General features: G+C 56.5%; 14 protein-coding genes. 8 read left to right on the forward strand and 6 right to left on the reverse strand.

Annotation, left to right across the window (positions count from 1 at the left end; translation table 11 throughout):
• Nucleotides 1-205: 205 nt before the first annotated feature.
• The 7 genes from GM154_RS24080 to GM154_RS24110 all read left to right on the forward strand — a co-directional run bounded on the left by GM154_RS24080 (nucleotide 206) and on the right by GM154_RS24110 (nucleotide 8,701).
• Nucleotides 206-1,549, forward strand: a complete 1,344-nt coding sequence (locus GM154_RS24080; RefSeq protein ID WP_010798247.1) for an MFS transporter — start codon at nucleotides 206-208, stop codon at nucleotides 1,547-1,549.
• 100 nt (nucleotides 1,550-1,649) lie between these two features.
• Complete coding sequence (gudD, locus tag GM154_RS24085; RefSeq protein WP_219653730.1) at nucleotides 1,650-3,005, forward strand: glucarate dehydratase; 1,356 nt, start codon at nucleotides 1,650-1,652, stop codon at nucleotides 3,003-3,005.
• Between the two features lie 52 nt (nucleotides 3,006-3,057).
• Nucleotides 3,058-4,029: a tripartite tricarboxylate transporter substrate binding protein gene (locus GM154_RS24090; RefSeq protein ID WP_010798245.1), complete on the forward strand. Its 972-nt coding sequence runs from the start codon at nucleotides 3,058-3,060 to the stop codon at nucleotides 4,027-4,029.
• A 64-nt stretch (nucleotides 4,030-4,093) separates the two neighbouring features.
• Complete coding sequence (locus tag GM154_RS24095) at nucleotides 4,094-4,567, forward strand: tripartite tricarboxylate transporter TctB family protein (RefSeq protein WP_010798244.1); 474 nt, start codon at nucleotides 4,094-4,096, stop codon at nucleotides 4,565-4,567.
• 10 nt (nucleotides 4,568-4,577) lie between these two features.
• The gene (locus GM154_RS24100; RefSeq protein ID WP_219653733.1) at nucleotides 4,578-6,101 is read left to right on the forward strand and encodes a tripartite tricarboxylate transporter permease; all 1,524 of its coding nucleotides are present in this window, start codon (nucleotides 4,578-4,580) and stop codon (nucleotides 6,099-6,101) included.
• A gap of 145 nt (nucleotides 6,102-6,246) precedes the next feature.
• Complete coding sequence (locus tag GM154_RS24105; protein ID WP_219653735.1) at nucleotides 6,247-7,200, forward strand: 2-hydroxyacid dehydrogenase; 954 nt, start codon at nucleotides 6,247-6,249, stop codon at nucleotides 7,198-7,200.
• Nucleotides 7,201-7,402: 202 nt separating this feature from the next.
• Nucleotides 7,403-8,701, forward strand: a complete 1,299-nt coding sequence (locus tag GM154_RS24110) for an Nramp family divalent metal transporter (protein WP_074826312.1) — start codon at nucleotides 7,403-7,405, stop codon at nucleotides 8,699-8,701.
• A gap of 130 nt (nucleotides 8,702-8,831) precedes the next feature.
• Here GM154_RS24110 and GM154_RS24115 read toward each other — a convergent pair whose 3' ends face one another.
• The gene (locus tag GM154_RS24115) at nucleotides 8,832-9,446 is read right to left on the reverse strand and encodes a DUF1826 domain-containing protein (protein WP_219653737.1); all 615 of its coding nucleotides are present in this window, start codon (nucleotides 9,444-9,446) and stop codon (nucleotides 8,832-8,834) included.
• A gap of 336 nt (nucleotides 9,447-9,782) precedes the next feature.
• Here GM154_RS24115 and GM154_RS24120 point away from each other — a divergent pair, with 336 nt between their 5' ends.
• Nucleotides 9,783-10,325: a tetratricopeptide repeat protein gene (locus GM154_RS24120; protein ID WP_219653739.1), complete on the forward strand. Its 543-nt coding sequence runs from the start codon at nucleotides 9,783-9,785 to the stop codon at nucleotides 10,323-10,325.
• 38 nt (nucleotides 10,326-10,363) lie between these two features.
• Here GM154_RS24120 and GM154_RS24125 read toward each other — a convergent pair whose 3' ends face one another.
• The 5 genes from GM154_RS24125 to GM154_RS24145 are packed head-to-tail and all read right to left on the reverse strand — an operon-like array spanning nucleotide 10,364 to nucleotide 15,926.
• The gene (locus tag GM154_RS24125; protein WP_219653752.1) at nucleotides 10,364-11,137 is read right to left on the reverse strand and encodes an enoyl-CoA hydratase; all 774 of its coding nucleotides are present in this window, start codon (nucleotides 11,135-11,137) and stop codon (nucleotides 10,364-10,366) included.
• Between the two features lie 4 nt (nucleotides 11,138-11,141).
• Nucleotides 11,142-12,275 (reverse strand): acyl-CoA dehydrogenase family protein, encoded by a 1,134-nt coding sequence (locus GM154_RS24130; RefSeq protein WP_122042603.1) that lies wholly within the window; start codon nucleotides 12,273-12,275, stop codon nucleotides 11,142-11,144.
• A 15-nt stretch (nucleotides 12,276-12,290) separates the two neighbouring features.
• Nucleotides 12,291-13,478, reverse strand: a complete 1,188-nt coding sequence (locus tag GM154_RS24135; RefSeq protein ID WP_219653754.1) for an acetyl-CoA C-acyltransferase — start codon at nucleotides 13,476-13,478, stop codon at nucleotides 12,291-12,293.
• A gap of 11 nt (nucleotides 13,479-13,489) precedes the next feature.
• Complete coding sequence (locus GM154_RS24140; protein ID WP_219653758.1) at nucleotides 13,490-14,257, reverse strand: SDR family NAD(P)-dependent oxidoreductase; 768 nt, start codon at nucleotides 14,255-14,257, stop codon at nucleotides 13,490-13,492.
• A 10-nt stretch (nucleotides 14,258-14,267) separates the two neighbouring features.
• A complete protein-coding gene (locus GM154_RS24145) occupies nucleotides 14,268-15,926 on the reverse strand; it encodes an AMP-binding protein (protein ID WP_074826295.1) in 1,659 nt (552 codons plus the stop codon).
• Nucleotides 15,927-16,010 lie beyond the last annotated feature (84 nt).

Here is a 16,010-nt window from a genome sequence, read left to right on the forward strand (position 1 = left end):
TGCACCGCTGACCGACCTCAAGCCTGACGAGTACGAGCGTCTGGCTGCGCTGATGGACAAGCTCGGTCCGCAGTAAGCATTTGGCCCGGTTGCGTGCCCCTACGCAGCGTATTGCAACCGAGCCTGTTTTACAGCCAAGGGCGGTCCGCCCCGCCCTTTTTGACAATGCAGTACCCGCCACAACAATAAAAGTGGGAGAGCATTCATGAGCCACACCGCTCAATCGGCTGTATCAGCCGACGTTCTGGCGAGCGCAGTCGCCAAGGTAAAGCGACATGTCCTACCGCTGTTCATCATCATGTTCATCGTCAATTACATTGATCGCGTGAACATCGGGTTTGTCAAAAACCATCTTCAAACTGACCTGGGCATTGGTGTAGCCGCCTATGGTCTGGGCGCTGGTCTGTTCTTTGTCGGCTATGCGCTGTTTGAGGTCCCCTCCAACATCCTGCTGCAACGGGTTGGCGCACGCGCCTGGCTGACACGCATCATGGCCACCTGGGGCATCGTGGCTGCCATGATGGCCTTTATCCAGAACGAAACGCACTTTTATATCCTGCGCTTTCTGCTCGGTGTGGCCGAAGCGGGCTTCTTTCCGGGTGTCATCTACTACTTTACTCGCTGGCTACCCGGTGCCGAGCGCGGCAAGGCCATTGCGCTATTCCTTTCCGGATCGGCTATCGCCTCGATCATTTCCGGCCCGGTAACAGGCGCCCTTCTGCAAATCGAGGGGCTGGGCCTGCACGGTTGGCAATGGATGTTTTTGATCGAGGGGCTTTTCTCCGTTGCGCTGTGCGGCTTTGTCTGGTTTTGGCTGGACTCACTGCCCCATGATGCCAAATGGCTAAAGCGCGAAGAGCAGGATGCTCTGGTATCAACCATTGAGGATGAGCAACGTCAGCGGGAACAGGCACAGACGGTTAAACCGACTCTGATGCAACTGCTCAAAGACTCCCAGATCATGCTGTTCTGCGTGATTTACTTTGCCATCCAGCTGACCATCTATGCCGCCACGTTCTGGTTGCCCAGCATCATCAAGAAAATGGGCAACATCAGCGACTTTGAGGTCGGGTTGTTCAACTCCGTACCCTGGCTGATCTCCATTGTGGCCATGTATGCCTTCGCCTCGCTTTCGGCACGCTGGAAATTCCAGCAGGCCTGGGTTGCCGTTGCCCTCCTGGTAGCGGCGGCAGGCATGTTCATGTCGACCACAGGCGGCCCCATCTTTGCCTACGTTGCCATCTGCTTTGCCGCCATCGGCTTCAAGTCCGCATCCTCATGCTTCTGGCCGATTCCCCAGGCGTACCTGGATGCTCGCATCGCAGCAGCCGTATTGGCCCTCATCAACTCGCTGGGCAACCTGGGTGGCTTCGTTGCACCGACTGTCTTCGGCATCCTTGAAGAGCGGACCGGCTCGATCCAGGGCGGCCTTTATGGCTTGGCGGCTACGTCCATCCTGGCGGCCATCGTGGTGTTCTTTGCCCGGACCAAGCCCAAAGGACAGAAACCAGACGCCGGCAGCACAGGCCTGGAACTCAAGCCCGTTTAACTCCCACTACGCCCGGCTTTACCGCTGGGCGTTACCTAAACAAGCGTACCGGCAGTACTCCACTGCCTGCCACAAGAATAAAGCGTGAAGAGGAATAGGTATGAACGTACAGGTCACTCATGAGGCTCTCACACAAGCGCCCGTCATCACCGACATGCAGGTCGTTCCGGTTGCAGGACACGATGGCATGCTGCTCAACCTCAGCGGCGCACACGGTCCGTTCTTTACTCGCAATATCGTTATCCTGAAAGACAATGCAGGTCATGTTGGCGTGGGTGAGGTACCCGGCGGCGAAAAGATCCGGCAGACCCTTGAAGATGCTCGTGCACTCATCGTTGGACAGACCATTGGTACCTACAACAACATCCTTAATCAGATGCGCCGTACGTTCGCGGATCGTGATGCTGCCGGTCGAGGCCTACAGACATTTGACCTGCGCATCACCATTCATGCCGTAACAGCTGTAGAAGCCGCCCTATTGGACCTGCTCGGTCAGCACCTGGGCGTTCCGGTTGCCGCCCTGCTGGGCGAAGGTCAGCAGCGCGACGCTGTAGAAATGCTGGGTTATTTGTTCTACGTAGGCGACCGCAACAAGACCAATCTTCCCTACCGCAGCGAGCCAGAGGCCGATAATGACTGGTTCCGTGTGCGCCATGAGGAAGCCCTGACCCCGGAAGCTGTGGTGCGCCTGGCCGAAGCAGCCCATGCCCGCTACGGCTTCAACGACTTCAAACTCAAGGGCGGCGTGCTGCGCGGCGAAGAAGAAATGGAAGCGGTGACGGCTCTGGCTGAACGTTTCCCCGAAGCGCGGATCACGCTGGACCCGAACGGTGCCTGGTCACTCAAGGAGGCGATCGCTCTTTGCCGTGACAAGCATGACGTACTGGCCTATGCCGAAGATCCCTGTGGAGCAGAGGATGGCTACTCCGGCCGTGAGGTGATGGCTGAGTTCCGTCGCGCCACGGGCCTTCCGACTGCTACCAACATGATTGCGACCGACTGGCATCAGATGGGTCATGCTATCCAGCTGCAGTCCGTGGATATCCCGCTGGCCGACCCGCATTTCTGGACGATGCAAGGTTCAGTTCGTGTTGCGCAAATGTGCAATGACTGGGGCCTGACCTGGGGTTCGCACTCCAACAATCACTTTGATATTTCCCTGGCCATGTTCACCCACGTCGCTGCGGCCGCGCCAGGAAAAATCACAGCCATCGATACACACTGGATCTGGCAGGACGGTCAGCGCCTGACCAAGGAGCCTTTCCAGATCAAGGGCGGTCTGGTCGCTGTTCCGCAAAAGCCGGGACTGGGCGTCGAGATCGACATGGATCAGGTTGCCAAGGCCCACGAGCTGTACAAAGGTATGGGACTGGGTGCGCGGGATGACTCCGTTGCCATGCAGTTCCTCGTGCCAAACTGGACATTCAATAACAAGCGTCCTTGCATGGTCCGCTGAATTTGTTCGTTCTATCAATACCCGCAGCATAGTCGTACCTTGGAGTAAAATAATGAAAAAAGCTTTATGCGCCTCCCTTCTGACTGCATTCGTCTCGCTCACTGCAAGCAGTGCTTTTGCTGCAGAGGAAACCAAGTGGCCTACTCGTCCGGTACAGGTCATCGTGCCTGCCAGTGCGGGCGGTGATACGGATTTCAACGCCCGCACCATGGCTAAGTACTTTACCCAGATCACGGGTAAGTCGATGGTCATTACCAACATGGGCGGAGGTGGCGGCTCTGTAGCTACCTCCCAGGTCAAGAATGCCGAGCCCAACGGCAATACGATCCTGTTTGCTCACGTCGGCCAACTGATTGTCAACGAGGTTTCCGGCCTGGTGGATTACAGCTATGACGCCTTCGACATATCCAGCATCGCTGCGGTAGACAAAGGAGCCGTATTTGTATCGGGTAAGCCATCCGGCGTCGACTCGCTGGACGCACTAATCGAAAAAGCCAAGGCAAAACCTAATAGCGTTATCTATGGAACAGAGCTGGGCGGCTTCTCGCACTTGCAGGGACTTATCTTCCAGAAGCTTGCCGGGGTACAACTTAAGATGGTTGATACTGGTTCGGCAGCTGAGAAAGTCACTTCCCTGCTTGGCGGCCGTATCGATATGTCTGCAGTGAGCTATGGCGCCGTACAGGACTATGTCAAAACCGGCGATATGCATATCCTGGCGCAGCCTAACGAAGAGCCGAACCCGCTTTTGGGTGATGTAAAGACCTTCAAGTCTCAGGGTATCGACTTTGTCATGGATAAGCCCTACATCATCGCCTTTCCCAAAGGGACGGACCCAGCCATCGTTAAGAAAATGGCTGACGTCATGAAGCAGATTACTGAATTGCCTGCTTATGCGAAAGATCTTGAGCAGGGCTTCAAGCAGCCGGTCAGCTACTACAATACTGAACAGGCTGTTGCTCGTCTGAAGGAAACGCGCGAAACGTTCATGCAGTACAAGGATATGTTGCAGCAAAACAAGTAAGCCACCCTGCCAGCCAGGCTCGTCAATCGAGCCTGGCGCTGCTGTTTCCATGTGAGGACGTTATATGGAAAGCCACAAGAAAAAAGAGCTTGTGATCGGCGTGGTTATGCTTGGCGCTGGTCTGATTTACCTGTTCATGACAATGAACCTACCCCGCAAAGGTTTTGTTGATGCCGCCTTTGTACCTTATGCCCTCTCTATGATGATGTGCCTGTTAGGCGTAATGCAGTTGATTGCCAGCAGAAAGCCGGCCAACCCTGAGGGGGACAACGAAAGCGTCAGTGCTCCGGCTGACTATGCAACTGTATTGAAGACGCTGGGGTTGATTGTTCTTTATGCGGCCCTGCTGGATACAGTAGGTTTTCTCGTGATCACCGCGCTGTATCTCTATCTACAGTTCATCGTACTGACACCCGCCAGCCACCGTGTCAAACATGTGAACTATCTGATCATTGCCGTTATCGCCTCAACCTCTATCTATTTCATCTTCCGCCATGGCTTCGATCTGATGCTACCGGCCGGATTCCTGGACCTATAAGGAGACGGCCATGTTAGAACTCTTGCAGGAAGGCTTTTCCGCCGTATTCTCGTTTCAGATTTTAATCCTTATTACCTTGGGCGTAGCCGTTGGGATCGTATTTGGAGCGGTACCGGGTCTCACCGCTGTCATGGCAATCGCCCTGAGCCTGCCACTGACTTACACAATGGGACCTGCTGCGGGTTTGTCGCTGTTGGTATCACTGTATATTGGCGCGACTTCAGGCGGCTTGATTTCGGCCATCCTACTGAAGATTCCTGGCACGCCCTCGTCCATTGCGACAACGTTTGACGGCGCGCCGATGATGGAGAAAGGTGAAGGCGTCAAGGCACTCGGTGCAGGGATTGTATTCTCGTTTATCGGTACGATTGTCAGTATCGCTGCACTCATGTTTATCGCTCCCTGGCTAGCCAAAGTTGCCCTGCGGTTTGGCCCTCATGAGTATTTCGGAATTGCGATTTTTTCCCTGACGCTGATCGCCACGCTTTCGACCGGCTCGATGATCAAGGGCCTGTTTTCCGGCGTAGTAGGCTTTGTCTTTGCCACGGTAGGCATTGCACCGGTGGATGCCATCCGGCGCTTTACCTTTGATACCCCTAACCTCAACAGCGGTTTTGAGATTCTTACCGTGCTGGTGGGCATTTTTGCCATCTCCGAGATCATTAAAGTCGCTGAAAGCGTGCGGTCAGAACGCAAGGCGGCCGTTGCTTCGGTCAGCATGAAGCAGATCAAGGGATTTGGTTTCTCAATGAAGGAATTCATTGGTCAATTGCCCAACTCGATTCGCTCATCATTGATCGGTATCGGCATCGGGATTCTACCCGGCGTAGGAGCTGGCACCTCGAACATCGTGTCCTACATCGTGGCCAAGAAACGCTCGAAGCATCCCGAGAAGTTTGGCAAAGGTGTAATCGACGGTGTGGTAGCCAGTGAAACCGCTAACAATGCCGGAATCGGCGGTGCGATGATTCCGCTGCTAACTCTGGGAATTCCCGGCGATGCCGTCACAGCCATTCTGCTGGGTGGTTTTATGATTCATGGCATTCAGCCAGGACCGATGCTATTCATGAGTCAGGGACCGCTGGTATATACCATTTTTGCCGCCCTGCTCCTGGCTTCCGTCATGATGTTGATATTGGAATTTTATGGCCTGCGTATCTTCATCAAACTGCTTGCCGTACCTAAGCACATCCTCCTGCCCATCATCCTTGTACTGTGCGTAGTGGGTGCGTTTGGCCTGAGTAGCCGTATCTTCGATATCTGGACCATTCTGTTGTTTGGCCTGATTGGCTATGGCTTTGTGAAAGGCGGTATACCTGCTGCGCCATTTATTATCGGATTTATCCTCGGGCCGATGGCCGAAACCAACCTGCGGCGTGGGCTGATGCTTTCGGATGGAAACTTCACGGGGTTCCTGACCAATCCGATTTGCGCCACTTTCCTGGCTTTGGCTGCTCTCTCGGTCGCCTGGCATGTGTATGGCACGCTGCGCCCGGCCAAGAAGGGAGGAGCCGCCGAACTAATGCGCTCCTGACCTTACCGCCCGGTGCGAATGCACCGGGCGCGTTTGAGTTAGCACCACACGTCGCGAGCGTCTTATTAACAGTACACAACAAAAAGCTGACTAACCTTTAAAAGAGGCCAGACGAACATACTCCATCTCTTTACAGGAGACGCTTATGAGCGAGACCACAAATCAAACGCCTACGCTCTTACTGATTGGTCCTTTATTGCCAGCGCTACAGCAGCAGATCGAATCGATGTATGCAGTCTACAAGCTCTGGGAAGTCGAGGACAAAAACACCTTTTTCAAGAGTCATGGTGACTCTATTCAAGGGATTGTCACCAGCGGAATTCATGGCTGCAAAGGCGAGGTAATACGGGCGCTTTCCAACCTGAAAGTTATCGTTAGTTTCGGCGTGGGTTATGACGCAATCGACATCGCCACTGCACGAGACCGAGGGGTAGCGGTCAGCAATACACCAGGCGTACTGGACGACTGCGTGGCCGACACTGCATTTGCCCTGCTGATCGACGTAGCTCGCGGTATCAGCGCGGCAGACCGCTTCGTTCGCAATGGCCGCTGGCTCAAGGAAAAGTTTCCCCTGGGACGCAAGCTCGGCGGCAAGACCTGCGGTATTGTGGGATTGGGCAACATTGGCAAAGCCATAGCCAAGCGGGTTTCCGCCTTTGACATGAATGTTGCTTATTATGGTCGCCATCAACAAGCAGATGTGCCCTACCGCTACGAGCCGGACCTGAAAGCGCTGGCTAGCCAGTCCGACTTTCTGGTGCTGGCGGTCCCCGGCGGTAACGCGACCCATCACCTCATCAGTACAGACGTACTACAGGCATTGGGCAAGGATGGCTTCCTGATCAACATTGCCCGTGGTTCGGTGGTAGATGAAGCCGCGCTAGTGAGCGCATTGCAACAAGGCGTTATCGCGGGCGCCGGGCTCGATGTATTCGCCCATGAACCCGAAGTGCCTCAGCCATTGCTGGAAATGGATAACGTTGTCCTGACACCCCATCTGGGCAGCGGGACACATGAGACACGTCAGGCCATGGCCGATCTTGTGCTTGAAAATCTCAATCTGTATTTCACGAGCGGAAAACTCAAGACCCCCGTGTAATCCACCGAGCCTCCAACGGTTTCACCGGAGGCTTAACGTTCCCTTCTCAACAGGAGATACGACCACCTTCAGATCGCTTACATACCAACGAGGCGGGCTTGTCCGAACCCCGTTCCATGGCCTGCAGTAGGTCTGCCGACATTGGACTGCAAAACGCTCTTGATAGTGACAAGAACAATCAACCTATTCAGAGAGTTACGTCATGGCACATACCGAATCGGTTTCCAAAAAGGCAGTCAGTACTTCCCGTTATTCCCTTTCCAACCTCGCCAAGGTGCTCGGCCCTGGCATTATCGCAGTGCTCTCCTGGCTAGGCGCGGGCGACCTGATCACCTCATCGGTCGCCGGCTCGAATTATGGCTATGCCATGATGTGGGTATTGGCCGTATCCCTTTTGCTCCGCTTCTTGATCGTCAACATCATTGCCCGCTTCCAGCTGTGCAACAACCAGGGTATGAGCATCCTGCAAGGCTATGCCCAACTTCACCCGCTCTTCGCCTACTTCATGTTTGGCTATGCGCTGATCATGGCACACCTGACCAATGCCTACATGATCAAGGGGGCCGGCGAGGCGCTTTCGACATTACTGCACATTAACCAGCCCTTATTGTGCTCGGTGGCGGTCGTGCTGGCCGTGTGGATGCTGGTGGGGCGAAACTTCTATGCGATGATCGAAGGCGTCATGAAGTTGCTACTTGCCATCATGACACTGGCCTTCCTGACCCTGGCGATCATGGCTACGCCGGATATGGGCGGCATCTTGCGTGGAACCATCGGTTTCAGCATACCGCCCGATGAAGGCGTTCACGGCGCGCTGCTGGTAGCGGTATCTGTCATCGGTGCCGTGGCGGGTTCGTTTTCCAATTTCGTTCATCCCTATGTGATGAAGGAAAAAGGCTGGACAGGGCCTGAGCACAAACGCATCCAGCGTAACGACCTTCTGTTTGCGGTGATTGTCGGCATTATCATCAACCTGGCCATCTGGGTCGTAGGCGCCGAAATCCTGCGGCCCAACGGTATTCAGGTCAATACGCTGGATGATCTGGGCGCTGCGCTGGAGCTGTATTTTGGCCAAGGGGGATGGCTGATCTTCTTTGTGGGCGTGTTCGCAACGCTGTTTGCCAGCATTTCAGGCAAGACAACCGCCCTGCCCATGTTGATTACCGATGCTTTCCAGTACATCCGACCCGGTCGCCGTGAGCGCTACGGCAAGGTCCTGCACCATGATCCGATGCATAAGTGGTTCATGCTGTTCATCCTGGTTACGCCATTGGTATGGTCGCTTCCGGGAATGCCTAACTTCGTTACCCTGACGATCGCAGTCAATGCCTTGAACATCATTGGTCTGCCGGTGATCTCCCTTGGGCTGCTGATCATGTCCAACCAGAAATCACTATTGGGTAAATACCGGAACAACTGGTTCGAGAATATCGCGCTGGGGTTCGCAACGGCTTTGGCCGTATGGATTGCTTTCCAACTGGGTATCAATCTGTTCAGCTGATCCACATGGCCTGAGGGTTTCGTCCCTCAGGCCTTCCTCGAAGTCAACCGTTCCAACCAGACGCCGGCTCTTTCTTCCATATCTAATCAATACAACGTAGGTTTTAATGAGTGATAGGCTTTTGACCTCTCTAAGCCAGCCAGTCCAGTGACAGAAACAGGCGCTTCTCGCCCGCCGCCAAGGCAGGCGAACAATGCACGATGCCTGCCCCTTCGTTGCCCTCCCACTTCTCACCCTTGAGCAGCGCCACTGCACCTGGCGCGAGTTGATGGGCTTCGTCCAGAGAGATAGTGGTCAGCTGGCTTTTGCCTGACCAGAGACTGCCCGGCCCGGAATAGGTCGTCACTAGCCGAAGCGGCACGTGGTCAACGTGAAAGCGTGGGCACATTGCCTTGTCCAGCAAGCGCAAACGCACCCCGACTCGGCGGGCATTGAGCAAATAGGCAAAGGCTTTGACCAGCCAGGTGACGTCTGCAACAAACCCTTCGTGGCCCTCCAGATCCTTATGGGTGCCGGCCAGCTGACTCAGATTGGGTTCGGCTTCCGCATCCTCCAGTTGCACCACCAGAGACTGGGCAAATGGCTCGGCCACGCCGGTCAACATCCGGGCGAACTGTTCAATGTGCAAAGGAAGGCAGCGGTTCCAGATGGCGAGGTTGATACCCTCATGGAGTACGTCGGCCAAAACGGCAGGGATATCGCCTGCTACCTGCCGGGGTGTAACGCTAGGTTCTGCCATGTTCATCAGACTCACTTTTTAAAGCGTCAGGCACAGGCTTGCTTCCCCACCTAACAAACAAGAGGTCAGTATGTTGGGTGTAAATGCGTATTGACATAGCACGGGCAGGGCCTGTCGGATATAGACTCAAACACAAGACACTCGATTAAGTTATAACATAACATAACATAAGTTAGCTTTTGAGAATGCCTTCTCTATCCTGTGATCACCTTTGATATCTCTTGGATAGTAGTCATGTGCGCCAAGACAATGTTCTTGAAGCGATGCGTTGCGGCGTGTTGAATCTTTCGTTTATGTACAAGCCTAAGGGCCAGACCCGGACGTTATTATCAAGGAGAACGAATGCTCATTAGAAAACTGGCAGGTCCACTGCTTGGCCTTATGCTGTTGAGTGGCTGCGCCCATCAAGAAGCGGATACGCCAGAAACAACCGACCAACCCACCCAAGGCACTGCGGCCAGTCCGACCACTCAAGCGCCCATGGATTTCAATACCGCCAAAGCGATGGCCGAGCGTGGCGATATCGACGCGCAAATCCAACTGGGCAGCTTCTATTTCATGGGCAAGCCAACCAAGGACCTAAGGCAGGCCGAGCGCTGGTGGAAGCTGGCCGCTGATCGTGGTCATCCCGAGGCAGCCGTAAACCTGGCATTTCTGTATTCAGGACAAGCCGATCCGACACTAGCCAACGAGGCCGATATGATCAGATACCTGAATCAGTCGGCAGCCGGTGGCAACCCCATGGCTCAGCACATGCTGGGTAACTTTTATATGGAAGGCATGCATGGCCTGCCCAAGGATACCTTTCAGGCCAAGCAGCTCTACAAGAGCGCCTGCGACAAGAAGTTCGAGAGCAGCTGCCAGCGGCTGTCTACGCTTCCCTGAAACAAGGGCTGGGTCCTCCATCAGACCCAGCCTCGGTATTACTGGTGCTTAAAGTTTGCGTCCCGCTTTTCAACAAAGGCCTTCATGCCCTCTTTCTGATCCGCCGTGGCGAAGACGGCATGGAAAATACGTCGTTCGAACCGCACACCTTCACTCAGGCTCGTTTCAAAGACCCGGTTGATGCTCTCCTTGGCCATCAGCGTTGCCGTCAATGACTTGTTGGCGATCTCATGAGCAACCTTCAGGGTTTCGCTCACAAGGCTGTCCACAGGGAAAATGCGGGCTACCAACCCTGCCCGCTCGGCTTCCGGTGCCTCCATCATGCGGCCGGTCAGGCACATTTCCATGGCCTTGGCCTTGCCCAGCGCCCGCGTCAGCCGCTGAGTACCTCCCATGCCCGGCAAGACGCCAAGCTTGATTTCCGGCAGGCCAAACTTGGCATTGTCCGCGGCGTAGATGAAGTCGCATAGCAGCGCCAGTTCACACCCACCTCCCAAGGCATATCCGGCTACGGCTGCAATCATCGGCTTGCGCCGGCTGGCGACACGATCCACAGCAGAGAAAAAATCATCCAGATAAATGTCAGGAAAGGTCAGGTCGGCCATTTCCTTGATATCCGCACCTGCCGCAAAGGCCTTGGACGATCCGGTCAGCACGATGCAGCCAATGGTGCTGTCCCGCTCCAGCACGTCCAATGCCTGATTGAGCTCATCAATCAGTTGCGTGTTCAGGGCGTTCAGGGCCTGAGGACGGTTGAGCGTGATCAGCGCGACACGCTCCTGTATTTCGATCACCAGGGTTTCATAGGACATGAAGTTACTCTCCTAGATGGCGGGCAATGACAAGCCGCTGAATATCACTGGTGCCCTCGTAAATCTGGCAGATCCGGGCGTCGCGATAGATGCGCTCCAGCGGATAGTCGTTGAGGTAGCCATAGCCACCCAGAGTTTGCAAGGCAGCGGAGCAGACGCGCTCCGTCATCTCGGAGGCAAACAGCTTGGCCATGGAGGCCTCGACCAATGCAGGCCTGCCGGCATCCCTGAGCGCGGCGGCATGCAGCACCATCTGCCGAGCCACGGCGATTTCGGTTGCCATGTCCGCCAGGCGGAAAGACACAGCCTGATGCTCGACGATAGGCTTGCCAAAGGTCTGCCGGTCACGGGCGTAGTCGCGTGCATATTCGAATGCCGCGCGTGCCATGCCCACTGCTTGCGCTGCAATACCGATGCGTCCGCCCTCGAGGTTGGCCAGGGCGATCTTGTAGCCTTGCCCTTCCTCGCCCAGCCGAAAAGCCGCCGGGATACGCACGTTGTCCAGTTGGATCTGACAGGTGTCGGAGGCATGAATGCCCAATTTGTGCTCTACACGAACGACCGAATAGCCGGGTGTTGAGGTTGGCACCAGAAAGGCGGTGATGCCTCGTTTACCAGCGGATGGATCCGTCACGGCAAAGACAATCACAACGCCTGCATTACTGCCGGAGGTAATGAACTGCTTGGCCCCGTTGATTACGTACTCATCACCTTCCCGCCGTGCCTTGGTCCGTAGATCACTGGCGTCCGAGCCGGCCTGAGGTTCGGTGAGTGCAAACGCACCGATCATTTCACCCGTAGCCAACGGTATCAGAAACTGGGTTTTCTGCTCATCGGTGCCGAAGTGATGAATCGGGACGCAGCCTACCGAGTTATGCACGCTCATGATGGTGGAACAGGCTCCGTCACCGGCGGCAATTTCCTCAAGGGCCAGTGCATAGGCAACATAACCTGTCTCGCAGCCGCCCCAGGTATCAGGCACCAGCATGCCCATGAAACCCAGCTCAGCCATCTCCCGTAACGCTTCTCGAGGAAAGGTATGCTCGCGGTCCCATTCTGCCGAGAACGGACGCAGCCGCTCCTGAGCAAACTGACGGGCCATGTCGGCAATGCTTTGTTGTTCTTCGGTAATCAGCATGATCTTGTCCTCACATCAATACAGGCATTCCACGGCCATCGCGGTTGCCTCGCCGCCGCCAATGCAAATGGCCGCTACGCCTCGGCGCAGCCCATGACGGCGCAAGGCCGAAATCAGGGTCACCAGAATCCGTGCACCTGAAGCGCCAATAGGATGGCCCAATGCACAGGCACCGCCATGAACGTTGACCTTTTCATGGGGAAGCCCAAGCTCGCGCATGGTGACCATGGCAACTACAGCAAATGCTTCGTTGATTTCGAACAGATCCACGTCGTTCAGCGACCAGCCTGTCCGCTTCATGAGCTTCTGGATAGCCCCAATGGGCGCCGTGGGAAACAGATGCGGTGCATCGGCGAAGGCTGCATGTCCGTGGATAGCGGCCAATGGCGTCAGCCCCTGCCGCTCGGCTTCGGAGCGGCGCATCAGTACCAGCGCCGCTGCACCATCGGAAATCGAACTGGCGTTGGCAGCCGTTACCGTACCGTCCTGACGGAACGCGGGCTTTAATTCGGGAATCTTGTCGAGCCGGGCCTTGGGCGGCTGCTCATCATTGCGGATAAGGCGTTCTTCCTTACGGGTCTTGACACTAACCGGTACGATCTCGGCCGCAAAGGCGCCCTCCTCGATGGCCTTGCGCGCCCGGGTCAGAGAGGCCATCGCATACTCATCCTGGGCAGCACGGCTGACATCATGCTGCTGGGCACAGTCTTCGGCAAAAGTCCCCATGAGGCGTCCCTTGTCATAGGCATCCTCCAGCCCATCCAGGAACATATGATCCAGTACGCGCCCATGGCCCATGCGATAGCCGGCGCGGGCACGATCCAACAGATACGGTGCGTTGGACATGCTTTCCATGCCCCCGGCAATGACAACGTTGGCACTGCCAGCCCGCAGCAGGTCATGGCCGAGAATGGCAGCCTGCATGCCGGAGCCACACATCTTGTTGAGCGTAGTGCAGGGTGTGTGCTGGGTAAGGCCTGCACCCAGTGCAGCCTGCCGTGCCGGTGCCTGCCCCAGGCCGGCGGGAAGCACACAGCCCATGAGCACCTCATCTACTGCCTCAACGCTGATGCCGCTACGCTCGATAACCGCGCCGATGGCCTGGGCGCCCAGCTCCGTTGCGCTCAGCCCTTGCAGATCGCCCTGGAAACCGCCCATGGGGGTGCGGGCAAGACTGACGATAACGATGGGATCGTGATTCATGATGATCTCTCTTATTTGGCTGCCATGCGCAAGGCGCCGTCGAGACGAATCACCTCGCCGTTGAGCATGCTGTTTTCAATGATGTGCCTGACCAGGGCTGCATATTCCTCGGGCCTACCAAGACGCGGCGGGAACGGCACGCCTGCAGCAAGGGATTCGCGCACGGCCTCTGTCATGCCTGCCATCATGGGGGTCTCGAAGATACCTGGGGCGATGGTCATGACCCGTATCCCGTAACGTGCCAACTCCCGGGCAGCCGGTAGCGTCATGCTGGCGACGCCGCCTTTCGAGGCTGCATAGGCTACTTGCCCGATTTGCCCGTCAAAGGCCGCAATGGAAGCGGTGTTGATGATGACGCCACGTTCGCCACTGGCCTCAGCCTCGCCCTGCGTCATAGCTTCGGCGGCCAGACGCAGCATGTTGAAACTGCCAATGAGATTGATGCCGACGATTCGGCTGAAGCTGTCCAAACCATGAACACCGCTTTTTCCCAGTACCTTTTCACCCCCTACTACACCTGCGCAATTGACCAGCCCATGAACGGCGCCAAAGGCTTCCATCGTGGCCGCTACGGCTGAACGCGCCTGAGTTTCGTCGGTGACATTGGTCACGGCGCAGCGTGCCCGTGGGCCAAGTACCTCGACCTTCGCCTCGACACTGGGCGCATGCATATCCACCAGCATAACGTTGGCTCCAGCCTCCACCAGCATGGTCGCGGTAGCAGCTCCCAGGCCCGAGCCCGCACCGGTCACAAGGAACGTTTTGTTTTCAATCTGCATACAGCACTCCTTAGGCGGCAGATGCCGGGGTAGCCTGGGCCTTCGCAATCTCCTGGTTACGCAGGATGAATCGCTGAACTTTGCCACTGGGGGTTTTGGGAAGCTCCGCCACAAATTCGATTTCCCGCGGATAGGCATGGGCGGCCAGGCGTTTGCGTACGTACTGGCGCAGCTCTTCGGCAAGCTCTGGGGTATCACAGTACCGGCTATGAATGACGACGAATGCCTTGATGATTTCGGTACGCTCTGGATCAGGCTTACCCACTACGGCCGCCTCGATCACGGCCGGATGCTCGATCAAGGCACTTTCCACATCGAACGGTCCTACGCGATAGCCCGACGTTGTGATCACATCATCGGATCGCCCCACAAAACTGATACTGCCGTCATCGTTCAGCTCGACCGTATCGCCGCTGAGGTAGTAAGGGCCGACGAAGGACTTGGTAGGCAGCCCCAGATAACCACCAAACCAGCACATGGGCGACTGTGAGAGATCTACCGCCAGGATACCGGGCTGGCCAGCGGGCAACTCCTGCGCCTGATCATCCACTACCACGACCCGGTGTCCAGGGCTGGCAAAGCCTGCCGAGCCGGGCCGCACCGGATGCTCCAGTGCGTGGTGATTACACAACACCATGCCCAGCTCGGTCTGCCCGTAATGGTCATGGATGGTTGCGCCCAGGTTCTGCGCGAACCAGCGGATTACCTCCGGGTTGAGCGGCTCTCCTGCACTGCTGACCGCTCGCAGCCGCCCTTTGAGGCAGTCGATTACGCTGTCACCACCGGCAATCAGCATCCGGTAAGCAGTAGGCGAACCGGCCAGGTTGGTAATGCCATATTTGCGGATGATGCGACAGGTGCTCTCCACCGAGAACGGACCATCATAAAACGTGGTGGGATGTCCCAGCGCCAGTGGGCCTGTCACGGCGTAGTACAGTCCATAGGCCCAGCCGGGATCAGCCACGTTCCAGAAGGCATCTTCCGGACGCAGATCGATGGCATCGCTCATGTAACCCATGAACGCAGCGATGGCCTTGAGCGGAACGGCCAGTGGCTTGGCAGGGCCTGTGGTGCCCGAAGTAAACATGAGCAGGAAAGGATCATCCCCTGCACGCATGACCGGCTCGAAATGGGTAGGATGCTTTTCCAGTTCGCTCCAAAAACTGAAGTCGCCCCGCTCAATGCCCAGACCGCGTCGGCCACCCAGCGTAACAATGGTGGGGCAATGATCAACGTCGCTCAGCTTGCCTCGGTTGGCCCCATCGGTCACGACCAGTTTCGCCTCTGATGTCGTAAGTCGATGCTCGATGGCCTTGGGGCCAAACGCTGTGAACACGGGCTGGTAGACCGCACCAGCCCGCCACGTGCCAAGGATCGTCACAAGAAGCTCTGGCGTACGCGGCAGCAGGCCCGCCACACGATCACCCGGACCTATCCCCTGGGCCACCAGAAAATGGGCGAACTGGGCCGCGCGCTGCATGAGGTCGATAAACGTCCAGGTTTCGCTGCTGCCGTCGCGGCCCTCCCAGAACAGGGCGATACGGCCCGGCAGGGCGTGGCGGTCGCAGCATTCGATACAGGCGTTGAGCGACTCGAGCGTCCCGCTCAGTCGGCTGGCAACAACAGAAGGGAAATCAAAGCTGGAATAGGCAGCCTGATAGTCCTGCATGATCAGTTCCTCGGCTTGTTGTTATTGGAACGTCAGGAGCGTCTTTTTTGACTGTATCGCGCCAGCGCTGGCTTGCAATGGTCA

It is taken from the genome of Pseudomonas sp. MAG002Y, assembly GCF_019400845.1.
GTDB classification, from domain to species: domain Bacteria; phylum Pseudomonadota; class Gammaproteobacteria; order Pseudomonadales; family Pseudomonadaceae; genus Chryseomonas; species Chryseomonas luteola.